At 45.0% G+C, this 12,188-nt stretch carries 11 protein-coding genes and 1 riboswitch; of the genes, 8 read left to right on the forward strand and 3 right to left on the reverse strand.

The window, feature by feature from the left end; all coding sequences use genetic code 11:
- The first annotated feature begins 4 nt into the window (after positions 1-4).
- From O9H85_RS22170 to O9H85_RS22205, 8 genes are all read left to right on the forward strand, one after another.
- The gene (locus O9H85_RS22170; RefSeq protein ID WP_269883605.1) at positions 5-1,120 is read left to right on the forward strand and encodes an efflux RND transporter permease subunit; all 1,116 of its coding nucleotides are present in this window, start codon (positions 5-7) and stop codon (positions 1,118-1,120) included.
- A 135-nt stretch (positions 1,121-1,255) separates the two neighbouring features.
- Positions 1,256-2,548, forward strand: coding sequence for a bifunctional DedA family/phosphatase PAP2 family protein (locus O9H85_RS22175; RefSeq protein WP_269883606.1), 1,293 nt, complete (start codon positions 1,256-1,258; stop codon positions 2,546-2,548).
- 24 nt (positions 2,549-2,572) lie between these two features.
- Positions 2,573-3,109: an RNA polymerase sigma factor gene (locus O9H85_RS22180; protein WP_269883607.1), complete on the forward strand. Its 537-nt coding sequence runs from the start codon at positions 2,573-2,575 to the stop codon at positions 3,107-3,109.
- Positions 3,109-3,588, forward strand: coding sequence for an anti-sigma factor family protein (locus tag O9H85_RS22185; protein WP_269883609.1), 480 nt, complete (start codon positions 3,109-3,111; stop codon positions 3,586-3,588). Before O9H85_RS22180 ends, O9H85_RS22185 begins: the two co-directional genes overlap by 1 nt.
- 15 nt (positions 3,589-3,603) lie before the next feature.
- Positions 3,604-4,440: a hypothetical protein gene (locus O9H85_RS22190; RefSeq protein ID WP_269883610.1), complete on the forward strand. Its 837-nt coding sequence runs from the start codon at positions 3,604-3,606 to the stop codon at positions 4,438-4,440.
- Between the two features lie 18 nt (positions 4,441-4,458).
- The gene (locus tag O9H85_RS22195; protein WP_269883611.1) at positions 4,459-5,037 is read left to right on the forward strand and encodes a DedA family protein; all 579 of its coding nucleotides are present in this window, start codon (positions 4,459-4,461) and stop codon (positions 5,035-5,037) included.
- A 57-nt stretch (positions 5,038-5,094) separates the two neighbouring features.
- A complete protein-coding gene (locus O9H85_RS22200) occupies positions 5,095-6,240 on the forward strand; it encodes an MFS transporter (RefSeq protein WP_269883612.1) in 1,146 nt (381 codons plus the stop codon).
- A gap of 202 nt (positions 6,241-6,442) precedes the next feature.
- A riboswitch (cyclic di-AMP (ydaO/yuaA leader) is annotated at positions 6,443-6,608 on the forward strand.
- Positions 6,609-6,779: 171 nt separating this feature from the next.
- The gene (locus O9H85_RS22205) at positions 6,780-8,693 is read left to right on the forward strand and encodes an APC family permease (protein ID WP_269883613.1); all 1,914 of its coding nucleotides are present in this window, start codon (positions 6,780-6,782) and stop codon (positions 8,691-8,693) included.
- Positions 8,694-8,814: 121 nt separating this feature from the next.
- Here O9H85_RS22205 and kamA read toward each other — a convergent pair whose 3' ends face one another.
- The 3 genes from kamA to O9H85_RS22220 form a co-directional block, all read right to left on the reverse strand.
- Positions 8,815-10,221: a lysine 2,3-aminomutase gene (kamA, locus tag O9H85_RS22210; RefSeq protein WP_269883614.1), complete on the reverse strand. Its 1,407-nt coding sequence runs from the start codon at positions 10,219-10,221 to the stop codon at positions 8,815-8,817.
- A gap of 176 nt (positions 10,222-10,397) precedes the next feature.
- Positions 10,398-11,249 carry a carbohydrate ABC transporter permease gene (locus O9H85_RS22215; protein WP_269883615.1) on the reverse strand — a complete coding sequence of 284 codons (852 nt, stop codon included), beginning with the start codon at positions 11,247-11,249 and terminating at the stop codon, positions 10,398-10,400.
- Positions 11,246-12,187, reverse strand: a complete 942-nt coding sequence (locus tag O9H85_RS22220) for a carbohydrate ABC transporter permease (RefSeq protein WP_269883616.1) — start codon at positions 12,185-12,187, stop codon at positions 11,246-11,248. The genes O9H85_RS22215 and O9H85_RS22220 overlap by 4 nt, the downstream gene beginning before the upstream one ends.
- Position 12,188 lies beyond the last annotated feature (1 nt).

The raw sequence follows: 12,188 nt of genomic DNA on the forward strand, positions 1-12,188 counted from the left end.
ACAGATGAAAATCATGCTCGCCGGTGCGGATCAAAAAACGCTGGATAGCGCGGCGCAGCTCGTTAGAAGCAAATTGGTCGAAGTTCCGGGTCTTAGTGTTCAGGGGGCGACCGATTTAACCAATGGCACGCCGAAGTATTCCATTACGCTTGATCGAAATAAAATGGAACAGGCTGGAGTAAAGGCAGAAGATGTCACGAAAATCATTAGTCGTTACATGACTGGAGGGAAAGATTTTAACATCCAGGTGGACCATAAAGCGATTCCGGCCGACATGTACGTCAATCAAGTATCCAAGGAAAATGCCACGCCTGCCGACGTTCTTTCACAGCTTGCAGCAGAAACGGTAAACGGCAAGGATGGACAAAAGGTGCGGATAGATCAATTGGCGACGATTGCACCTAACGAGGCTCCATCGTCCATCCAGGAACGCGATGGGATGCCGTTTGCTACGGTTACGGTTCAAATTACTTCGAACGACATTTCTAAAGTATCCAGTGATGTGGATAAGAAGCTTAACGGCATCTCCCTGCCGAGCGGAGTCACATATTCCATAGGCGGTATTTCCGAGCAGGTCAATCAAATGATTATCGACATGTCCATTGCGGTTGCTTTCTCCATCTTGCTTGTCGTGATCATTACAAGCAGCATCTTTAAAGGCTGGAGAGCGCCGCTGGCGGTACTGTTAAGCATTCCGCTTGCATTGAGCGGCGTGGTGCTTTCTCTACTGCTCTTTGGGGGCGAATGGAACTTGGCTGCGCTTATTGGGGTTCTGATGCTTACCGGTATTGTCGTCACAAACGGCATTGTGCTGATCGATAAAATTGAACGGAATCGCTTGGCCGGTATGGAGTTTAAAGAGGCCATTATGCAAGGCAGTCTATCCAGGGTAAGACCGATCTTTATGACCGCAGGCACGACCATTTTAACGCTTCTGCCTCTTGCCTTTACGCATAGTGCAGATACCGTTATTTCACAAACGCTGGGCATCGTCGTGATTGGCGGGATGATCACATCGACCTTGAACAGCTTCCTTGTGATCCCGACGTTTTACGAATGGTTGGCAAGGAAAAACACCAAATTACGTTCTCAAATCCAAATGAAAAATAATATGGCGTAATCTTAATACCCCTTGAGTTCGATGCTCAGGGGGTATTTTTATTTTCGGAAAGAAGAAACTAACAATGTATGATCTGAACTTTTATAATAAATAATAAGTCTTTTTATATAATCAAATGCTTTTATGGAGGTTCATATGGTACACTTCATCCAACATTTAATGGATCAGTATGGGTATTATGTGTTAGGTATAATCATGATGCTTGAACTGCTCGCCCTTCCGTTCCCTGGAGAAGTTTTTATGACCTATACGGGATTAATGGTTTTCCAAGGACATCTAAATTGGGTCTTAAGCATCATGACGGCAGGTTTGGGCGCTTCAGTCGGTATGACGATTTCCTATTGGATTGGATATAAATTAGGTATACCTTTTTTTGAAAAGCATGGTTCCAAGGTCCATTTAGGACCGGATAAGCTTAAGAAAACTTCTCAATGGTTTGAACGGTACGGAAACAAGCTCTTGATCATTGCATATTACATCCCGGGTATTCGTCATTTTACCGGTTATTTTTCGGGAATTACTCGCATGCCATTTCGAACCTTTATGATTTATTCTTATAGTGGAGCCATTCTATGGACCGGGACGTTTATATCGCTCGGAAAAATCCTGGGTCCCAAATGGGAGCAGTTTCACCATACGATTACAAAATACTTGCTTATTGCCGGAATTATAGCGGCGGCGATCTTTGTTTTGGTTTATTTATACAAAAAATACAGAAAGCAGCTCTATGATAAGGCGGTAATGAGCCTAAACAAAGGTATCAAAACATTTCATACTCTTGGCAGGATTAGGTTATTACTTCTCATATCATTTGGAGCGTTTCTTGCGCTTTTTATTTTAATGGCAGGCTTGGTTCAAGATTTTTTGTCAAACGAATTTGCCGATTTTGACACAGTCGCATCTTATATTGTCCACGCCGTATTTGATGAAAGCTGGGCAGCGTGGATGAATGGTTTTTCCTATTTGGCATCGTTACAGCTGCTCCTTGCGATTGCTGTCCTAACCCTAATCTGGATTTTGCTAACACGAAAGGACCGTATGCTTGAAGCAGGATTCTTATTGTTTGTAATCATTGTAGGGGAACTTTGGGATGAGGGGCTGCGGCGATTTTTTCATCGGGCTGGACCTACTAACCTTCTCGAGTCATTTCCAAGTGAACAGACGCTAATTACGGTCATTGTCATCGGTTTTGTATCGTTTCTTATTGCTCGGCATGTTAGAATCGCTTGGATTCAAACGGGTGCCGGCATCATTCTAATCGTTGTTTCATTATTAGTCGGTATCAGCCGTATTTATTTTGACATTCAATATCCGAGCGATGTCGTTGCCGGATATGTTTTTGGCGGAGTTTGGCTAAGTTTAAATATTGTATTGCTCGAGATATTTCGCTTTATCCGGAATAACAAGATGAACTTTTCTGTTCATTAGCGTGCTGTGGGGGGAAGATTATGCGTGGATCAAGAACTTTTTAATCTCATAAGCAAGGCAAAGACCGGTGACAAAGAATCGTTTGCCTTGCTTATAAAACGATATAAAGATAGCGTTTTTCGTTACGCTTATGGAATGCTTGCAAACCGTATGGATGCGGAAGACGTATCCCAGGATGCGTTTATTAAAGCGTTTTACTCACTTCCCAAGCTGGATAACATATACGCATTTTCATCTTGGTTAATGCGCATTGTCTCCAATTTATGCTATGACCGAATTCAGAAAAGAAAGAAAGAAAGCATGATTTCGGACGATTTCATTCAAACGCAAATAGCGAATAGCAACATCGAGCAAACGGATCTCCGTATGACCATTAAAGAAGCAATGAATAAACTAAGTCCCGAACACAGGGAAGCCGTTCTCCTAAGAGATGTTGAAGGATATTCATATGACGAAATCGCAGGGATGCTCCACATTCCGTTTGGCACTGTGAAATCACGCATTAATGCAGCCCGGTTGACGCTTCGTAAAGAAATGAATCGGGAGAGGGAGGACTACTAATGCAAAACCATATAGAGGACTTGCTTTCGGCTTATATGGATCACGAATTAACGGAAGATGAACGTCAACAAGTAGAAGACCATTTGGAAAGCTGCCCGCATTGCACGGCGATGCTAAACGAACTGATGGATATTCAAAACCAAGTCGTTACGGCTTTTCATTCGATCCAGGCGCAGGAAGGGTTGGAGGATCAGGTTATAAACGCAGTTGGTGTTGATGCTTCTAAACAGCGCAATTGGCTCTTGGTTCCGCTGTTGACCGTTTTGTGCTTCATTACAATTGCATTGGTTGCGGCAGGATCGCTGCTGTTCAAATTTGTTTCCGTTGGTTTTAGAGTCTTATATTACTTGGTTATTGCATTAGGAAGCATCTTAGGCTCAAACCCATATACAATTGCCGGATTGATCGGCTTTTCGATTCTTCTTATTGTGGTTTCGAGTATTTCGTTAAATCATTTGTTTAAAACGAAGTCCATTTAAGGAGGCTAGTTTTTTGTGAAAAACAAAAGCATTATTTTCATTGCTTTCATGCTGTGCACCCTCCTGTTTCTCACTCCTACCCATGCCATGGCAAAAGGAATATACGAGCATCAAGATACTTTCGTGCCGCAAAATCAGGCGGTCGACGATGTTGTAGTGGTCGGCGGGGATGCAACCATCTGGGGCACGGTGAATGATGCGGTGATTGTTGTTAACGGAAACGTGAATTTGAAAGCCTCTGCAAAGATAAACGGTTTTGTAGTAGTGATTGGCGGAAACGTGCGGCAGGAACCGGGTGCAGTGATCACAGGTGAAATCATTAGATTTTCTTTTGATAATGCGACAAAAAATAGCTTGCTGGTTGGCGGGGGGTTAGTTGCTGGAACCTGGTTATTGCAGCTTGCAATGACCATCGGGCTTATCATCCTGCCGGTTTTAATTGTTTTTCTAAGCAAGCATCATATCAATCCCTTTGTTGATCGCGCGCGGCAGGCTCCAGGGCATTTAATGTACATTGGTTTTTTCAGTATTCTCATCATCTTTGCGCTCACCGTTTTGCTCATTGTTACCATTATCGGGATTCCAATTGCCATATTATTGCTGGTTTTAGCCGCGGCATCGTTTATTTATGGTTTAGCCGCGGTAAGCTTACTGGTAGGGGAAAGAATGAAAGGGATGATCGGTCGACCTAACTGGATCGTCTCATTAGCGGGATCCGTCGTATTGATTTCATTTATGAACGTCCCCCTCCTTGGGGCCATACTTTTCATGGGGATATTCATTTTCACCATTGGAATGATGACTTTATGGATATTCGAAAAAATAAAAACGAAGCGTTTAAAGAAAACGTAGAAAAGGGGATCAACGCTGATGCAGGATAAGCTTTTGTATATGATTGCCCACTTTGGCTATATCGGCATTTTCGGTGCTTTGGTGCTTGGCATCATAGGCTTGCCTGTACCGGACGAGACCTTAATGACATTCGCAGGGTTCTTAATTTCAAAAGGTAAGCTTCACTACCTCCCGGCGGTACTCGTATCGGCGGTAGGCAGCTTTGCCGGCATGTCCGTCAGTTATTTTATTGGACATACATTTGGTTACCCCTTGCTCGAGAAGTACGGCAGTAAAATTCATATCACAAAAGAGAAACTGGATCATGTTCAGCATTGGTTCGAGCGTTTCGGGAAGTTTGCGGTTACGATAGGTTATTTTATACCTGGCGTTCGTCACTTATCTGCTTATTTTGCGGGGATCAGCAAATGGCCCTACCGTACCTTTTTTCTCTATGCCGCACCAGGGGCCATGATTTGGACAGTGACTTTTATAACCTTAGGTACCTATATAGGTGAGCATTGGCTCGTCGTTACGGAAACGATCCATAAATATCTCTTGTTTGTGATCGTTATTTTGATTGTTGCTGCAATCGGGATATGGTATATAAGAAAATGAAAACGAGGTGATCATGTGGACCCAGCGGCTGAAGGAAGAAGTAGGAAGCTTTTTGCGATGAATCGGGTCATTGTCGTGCTGGGATTGGTCAGTTTTTTTACCGATCTCTCCAGTAACATGATCGTACCGATTTTGCCGCTGTATCTCACCTCCGTATTACATGTGCAGGTGCAAAACATCGGAATTATTGAAGGGATCGCCGAGAGCACCGCGAGTATTTTGAAATTGTTCTCAGGCTGGATTACCGATCGCGTAGGCAAGCATAAGCTTCAGATGCTGATAGGATACGGGTTGTCGAATTTGACAAAACCGTTATTTGCTTTAAGCGCTACCTGGGGTCAGGTTCTGATGATTCGGTTTTCCGACCGATTCGGAAAAGGAATTCGAACGTCCCCGCGTGACGCGCTTGTCGCCGATTCGACAACCAAAGAGGAACGCGGCAAGGCGTTTGGCTTCCGCCGCGCGATGGATGCACTAGGGGCGGCAATCGGACCCTTAGCTGCCTTTGCTGTTCTAGCCGTATTCACGAATAATTATCAGCTCGTTTTTTGGCTTTCGATTATACCGGGGCTCATTGCTGTTGCTCTTATTGTTTTATTCTTAAAAGAAAAGAAGCAAAGCAACATTGGAAAAACCGCTTCGCTTCCGAAGATTGGATTTCGAAATTTAAATCGCCGTTTTATATGGTTTACCTTGATCTCAACCCTTTTCATGATCGGCAATTTCTCCGATGCATTTCTGGCTTTACGTGCACAAGATGCAGGGATGCTGCCCGCTTTAATACCACTCGCTTACTTTGCATTTAATTTGAGCACCAGTGTTTTTTCGATGCCGATCGGAATGTTGTCAGACCGAATCGGTCGCCGGCCGGTGCTGATTTCCGGATTCATTATCTTTGCGCTTATCTATTTTGGCTTTGGAATGGCAAAGAACGCAGCTTGGATCTGGATCCTGTTTGTTTTATATGGGCTTTACTACGCTTTTACGGAAGGAATTCAAAAGGCGTATATTGCAGATCTAGTACCGGAGGGGCAGCGTGGTACTGCTTTAGGTACATATAATGCGTTGACGGGATTAGCTGCACTCCCGGCAAGTATTATTGCGGGCTACATGTGGCAAGCATTCGGACCTGCCGTTGCATTTAACACAAGCAGTCTGATTGCCATACTCGCTGCAATAATGATGATTGTCTTTCGTGTCTGAGGCTTAATTATATGAAATTTTAATAACATCATTATTTTTGAAGAAAATAAAAGAAATAATTAGCTTGAAGGTAATGTAAGCGAATTAATCAGGAAATTCATCTATAACGAGGATGGTTTTGTCAGTTTTTATCACATCGTTAAGTTTTACAATCTATTTCATTAGGGGTATGATTAACCAGCATCATCAAATAACAATTCAAACGTCTTTATCGCTGAATCCCATTGTTACCGGGATCGGGGGAACCAATCGGGCATGTGTTATTGCTCATGGGGTGAATCCTAAAGCATATTTTTGTATGCTCAGGTAGGGCGACTCTTACGCCCGAATCCGACAGCTAACCTCGAAAGCGTTCAAAGAGAGGCGACTATTGTCGTGTGCAAAAAACATGGTATTGCTGTGTAAAAAAGCCGCGAGAAGAGTCAACTTCTTCTCGCGGTTATTTTTTGTGTGAAGGCAAACATAAGTTCGTTATTAAAACAATTTATGTTTCGTTTCTTACAACCGGGATTAATTACATTCGGGAGGAAGTCTGGTTCATGCATTATCATACGTTTAAAATGCTTGAGGTTATTTTCATTTTACTTGCCCTTTTTGCAATGTGGTACGCCTTTTCAAATTTCTCCAGCTTTAAAAGAATATTTATCGGCAGACCGATGCGTAACAAAGAATTGAACGCGCAGCATACTAAGTTATTCTGGATTCTGGCCCTTCCCATCCTATCTGCAGACTTGTATTCATCGGTTGCATACGGACCTGAGGCAGGCATTACAGAACTATTAAGTCTGGGTGAATCGGCGAAGTGGCTTATCCTGCCGATTACTTTTTCAACCGTCTTCTTGCTTGCCATACTGATCTTATCTTACATCATGGGCGTGATTGCGTACCCTAACGGCGGCGGAGCTTATGCTATTGCTAAGGATAACTTCAAATCTCCGTACCCTTCTTTGGTCGCCTCGAGCGCATTACTTGTAGATTATATATTAACGGTGGCGGTTTCGGTTTCAGCGGCGGTCGAGGCGGTCTCGTCCGCTTATCCTGTCGTAGCGCCTTATGAGACTTTATTAGCGATTTTATGCGTTTTCTTGCTAGTCGTGATCAATTTGCGCGGGGTAGCGGAATCGGCGGTCGTGTTTGCCTATCCAACCTTTTTCTTTATGGCATGTATGCTTTTTATTATCATCACGGGATTCACAAACGAATTCCATGATGGTTTTGTTCAAAACACGACACCTCCTTTCGGAACCTTTCCCCAAGGGCTAACGACTTTATTAATTTTAAAAGCGTTCAGCTCTGCATGCTCGGCATTAACGGGAATTGAGACGATTTCTAACGCAGTTCCTATTTTTCGGGAGCCTAAACAACGGAGTGCAATAAAAACTTATATTGCCCTTGGTATTCTTACCGCTGTTACGTTATCGGGGTTTGCTTATCATCTTTATGTTAAAGGCGTTGCACCGGATCCGCAAAACACCATGTTATCCCAATTGGCTGAAGGCTATTTTGGGCATGGCCTTGTTTATCAGCTGATCATTTGGTCCACCTTTATCGTGCTGATTTTGGCGGCGAACTCCACCTTCACCGGCTTTCCTCAATTGTCGGCTATCGTTGCCGCTGACGGTTATTTGCCTCGCGCATTAACAAACCGTGGAGACCGTTTAGGTTATTCCAATGGCATTTTATCTTTGGCCGGACTCGCTTCTATTCTCATCATTGCATTTAGAGCCCATACCAATGCCCTGATACCGCTTTACGCCATTGGGGTCTTTCTTTCCTTTACAGTCGCGCAATTTGGACTGTTGCGACGTTGGAAGAGGGTGAAGGACAAGAGTTGGCAGGCGAAATTCGCAATTAATCTCATTGGTACCGTCATTTCCGCCGTAGTGGCTGTCATTTTTGCGGTCACCAAGTTTACAAGCGGGGCATGGGTTGTTCTTATTGTTCTGCCGCTAATCGTATTATTCTCTTGCCTAATAAAGAAACATTATGTTGAGGTTGCAAATTCACTGCGGATTGATCCGAAAGTGACACGACCCGAGCAGCATCATATCGTTTCCATTGTGCTCGTTTCAGGTATTCATCGCGTAGTAAATAACACGGTCTCTTTTGCGAAAAGCTTGGGCTCGGAGGTTATAGCCGTATATGTAGGCTTCGATGACGAGTCGATCGAGAGAATGGAACACAAGTGGGAAGAATGGGGGGAGCCATGCAGATTGGTGGTACTAAGAAGTTCATACCGATCCATTCTTGAACCGATCACACGTTTTATTAACGCCATGGAAAAATGGGAAGGCGGGAAACCCGACCATATTCATATCGTAGTACCGCAGTTTATCCCTAAAAAATGGTGGCATAATATATTGCACAATCAAAACGCTTTGCTTCTGCGTGCGTGGTTATTCAGGCATAAAGATGTCATCATCACCACAGTACCCTATCACCTTGAAAAGTAAACACGAATAAGAAGCATTCGGTGCCGGCGAAAAGCCGCGGCGCATGAGAAAAAGACCTTACCCACGCGATGGAGGGACGATCCGGCGGCGGGTGAGGTCTTTTTGCAAACGGTGTTGCGGCTTAAGTCTCTTTCCCAGTACTTGGAGCGCCTTCTTTCTGCTGCGCTTTCATCAATTTTTCTTTCATTTCATCCCTCTTTTGCCGGCGGTCCTTGAGCGACGCATGCTCCGGCGTTTCCTGATACAATTTTCTTCTGCCGATCCGGCGCAAATTTTCCGGCACCAGATTAAATTTTTCATCTTTCATGAGTGCTATAATGCCGGTGCTTTCCTGCTGTTTTTCGATACCGTAGATTTCATTGAAATATTCATCCGCGCGGCCCGGTACGTAGTTTTTCGGTTCGGGGTAACCGACGATAACGCCTTCGTAGTTACGCAAAATGACTTTATCCTGGCTTTGCGAGATCAAATAGTTGGGCTGAAGCGCAATTTTTCCGCCCCCGCCGGGAGCGTCGACGACAAAGGTCGGTACCGCATATCCCGAGGTGTGGCCGCGGAGCGACTCGATAATTTCCAGCCCTTTGGATACGGGGGCCCGGAAATGGCCGATCCCTTCGGATAAGTCGCATTGGTAAATATAGTAAGGGCGCACGCGCATTTTCACAAGCTCATGCATCAGCTTCTTCATGATATAGGTGCTGTCGTTGATGCCGGCCAGAATGACGGACTGGTTGCCCAAGGGAAGGCCGGCGCCAGCCAGCATGTCGCAGGCCTTCTTCGCTTCGTCCGTTATTTCCAAAGGATGATTGAAATGGGTATTCAGCCAAACCGGATGATATTTTTTGATGATGCCGCACAAATGCTCCGTAATCCGCTGCGGGAAAACGACCGGGGCCCTTGTGCCGATGCGAATGATCTCGACATGGGGAATCGCCCGCAAATTTTTCAGTATATATTCCAAAATGTTGTCGTTGATTAATAATCCGTCCCCGCCGGAAAGCAGAACGTCACGCACCTCCGGCGTATTTCGAATATAGGCGATCGCATCGTCCAATTGTTTTTTCGGAACCCCCATGCCCACCTGGCCGGAGAAGCGGCGGCGCGTGCAGTATCGGCAGTACATCGAGCATTGATTGGTCACGAGGAACAGCACCCGGTCAGGGTAACGGTGAGTTAAGCCGGGCGTAGGAGAATCCTCGTCCTCGTACAAGGGATCCTCCAGATCGTATTTCGTTTTCTGCAATTCGGCGGAAACGGGAACGGACTGCATGCGGATCGGGCAGCGGGGGTCATCCGGATTCATCAGGGATGCGTAGTAGGGCGTAATATTTAGCGGGATCGTCTGCGTCGAGATGCGAACGCCTTCCGCTTCCTCAGGGGTTAAATTCACTACTTTCTTCAGATCCTCCAGGGTCCGAATGGTATGCGTCAGCTGCCAAAGCCAGTCGTTCCACTGCTCCTCCGTTACGTCTTTCCAAAGCTCAATCTGCTTCCAGTTGCGTCGTTCCATCATTGCACCCCCAGTCATGATGCTTTGCACCTTATTAAGATGCAAAACGCATGCCAACTCTTGGAGGAATCAAGAACCCGCTATTCCTTTTGCTGTATCTATACTGCTGCCTCCTCCAATGCTCGACGTTTGTTCCCAATCCAAATCCATCCCCTTTTGTCATCTGCCGATGATGTCTTCCTAATGATTTACGATCAACCTTTTACAGCCCCGGCGGTTAATGCGCCCACGATGAATCTTTGTAAGACAATGAACACTACCATAACCGGGATGATCGCAAGAACGCTGGCAGCCGCCAAGAAATGAATGGTAATCGTACTGCTGCCCTCCGTTGTTGCCATCAAGTGAACGAGGGCGACGGATACGGGGAACAGCTCGCTTTTATCCAGCAAAATAAGCGGTATGACAAATTGCGACCAGCTTTGCACCAACACGAGAATCGAAGCGGAAGCAATGCCGGGGATGATGACCGGAAAAATGATTTTGCTCAATATTTGCAGCTTGGTACATCCGTCGACTATGGCGGCCTCGTCCAAATCTTCCGGGATCGCATCCAGGTACCCTTTTAGAAACCAGGTTATAAACGGCAGTTCCACCGCTACGTATACGGCAATCAAACAAACGTAATTGTTGAAAAGCCCCAGTTGAACGAACAATCTATATAAGGGAACCCCGATCACAACCGGAGAAATCATCTGGCATACTAGAATGGACATTAGCGACGCCTGTTTCAAGCGAAATTTAAAACGGGACAATCCATAGGCGGCCGGTATGGCGATAAGCAGAGTGAAAATACAGGTCAATATTACGATTTGCGCGGAATTTTTCAAGCTCTGCAGAATGTCTGTGTTTTCCAGAACAAATGAATAATTTAACGTCATAAATTTCGAAGGTAGCAATTTTGGCGGGATGGCAAACAACTCCGGAACCGTCTTAAACGACATGGAAATGATCCAAAAAATCGGGAACATAAAAAACAGGGTAATGAGCACATAACTTATATACAACCCGAAATTAATCCAACGTTCCTTCCATACCCTGCTCATCTATTTCCCTCCTGTCTACCCATAAACCAGAAATAAACGATGGTCATGATCGCATTCAGGCACAGCAGCACCACAGCATTCGCCGCGCCTTGGCCCAAATTGGAGCCCGTAAAAATCGTGTTGTAAATATTTAAAGCAATCACGTCGGTGCTTTGCCCCGGTCCTCCGCCGGTCAGCGCCATCACCATGTCGAATGTATTGAAGGTTTGCACGGAAATTAAAATTAAATTAATAAGCAAAATCGGCGAAATGATAGGAACGACGACACGAAACAGCCTTTGCCAAACGTTGGTCCCGTCGATTTTAGCCGCCTCCAGCACATCGTTAGGGAAAGTCTGCAACGCCGCGTAAATGAGAATCATACTGAAAGCGGTACCTCTCCACACATTGGAAAAGATAACCGAAATTAAAGCAATGCTAGGAGAGGATAAAAAGGGAATGGCCTTAAAGCCCATGACTGTGAGTAAATTGTTTAAAATACCGGCTTTTGACTCGTTATAGAGAAGCTTCCATATGACCCCGATGATCACACCCGGGATAGCCCAGGCCGTCAGCACCGCAGTCCGTGCGATTACCGTTCCGAACAGTTTTCTCTTGGTGCCCTGATCTATCAATATAGCAATGAAAAAACCGAAAATCATCTGAAAAGTAACACTAAAGAAAACAAACAGCGCCGTAATCCAAAGCATCTTCCCGAAACCCGGCGTTGTAAACAAATTACTATATGATTTGAGCGTATAACTGTAGCCGTTATCCATTAGACTGGCATTGGTGAAGCTTAACCGGATCACTTCAAATATAGGATAAGCAAAAACCAGCACCAGTACGATCCCTAAAGGAAGTATCCAAGGTACCGGCGAATTCGCCAGTATCTTGGATTTAGATTTTTTAGCCGCCACGTTGTATGCCGCTAAGTTAGGTGGAGGGATATTTGCCATA

The sequence above is a fragment of the Paenibacillus gyeongsangnamensis genome, assembly GCF_027533625.1.
GTDB lineage: Bacteria > Bacillota > Bacilli > Paenibacillales > NBRC-103111 > Paenibacillus_G > Paenibacillus_G gyeongsangnamensis.

Bases quoted from the DNA above. Each gene is read 5' to 3' on its own strand.
- O9H85_RS22170 (WP_269883605.1), top strand. From the start codon at position 5: ATGAAAATCATGCTCGCCGGTGCGGATCAAAAAACGCTGGATAGCGCG.
- O9H85_RS22185 (WP_269883609.1), top strand. From the start codon at position 3,109: ATGCAAAACCATATAGAGGACTTGCTTTCGGCTTATATGGATCACGAA.
- O9H85_RS22195 (WP_269883611.1), top strand. From the start codon at position 4,459: ATGCAGGATAAGCTTTTGTATATGATTGCCCACTTTGGCTATATCGGC.
- O9H85_RS22200 (WP_269883612.1), top strand. From the start codon at position 5,095: ATGAATCGGGTCATTGTCGTGCTGGGATTGGTCAGTTTTTTTACCGAT.
- kamA (WP_269883614.1), bottom strand. From the start codon at position 10,221: ATGACTGGGGGTGCAATGATGGAACGACGCAACTGGAAGCAGATTGAG.
- O9H85_RS22205 (WP_269883613.1), top strand. From the start codon at position 6,780: ATGCATTATCATACGTTTAAAATGCTTGAGGTTATTTTCATTTTACTT.
- O9H85_RS22220 (WP_269883616.1), bottom strand. From the start codon at position 12,187: ATGGCAAATATCCCTCCACCTAACTTAGCGGCATACAACGTGGCGGCT.
- O9H85_RS22175 (WP_269883606.1), top strand. From the start codon at position 1,256: ATGGTACACTTCATCCAACATTTAATGGATCAGTATGGGTATTATGTG.
- O9H85_RS22215 (WP_269883615.1), bottom strand. From the start codon at position 11,249: ATGAGCAGGGTATGGAAGGAACGTTGGATTAATTTCGGGTTGTATATA.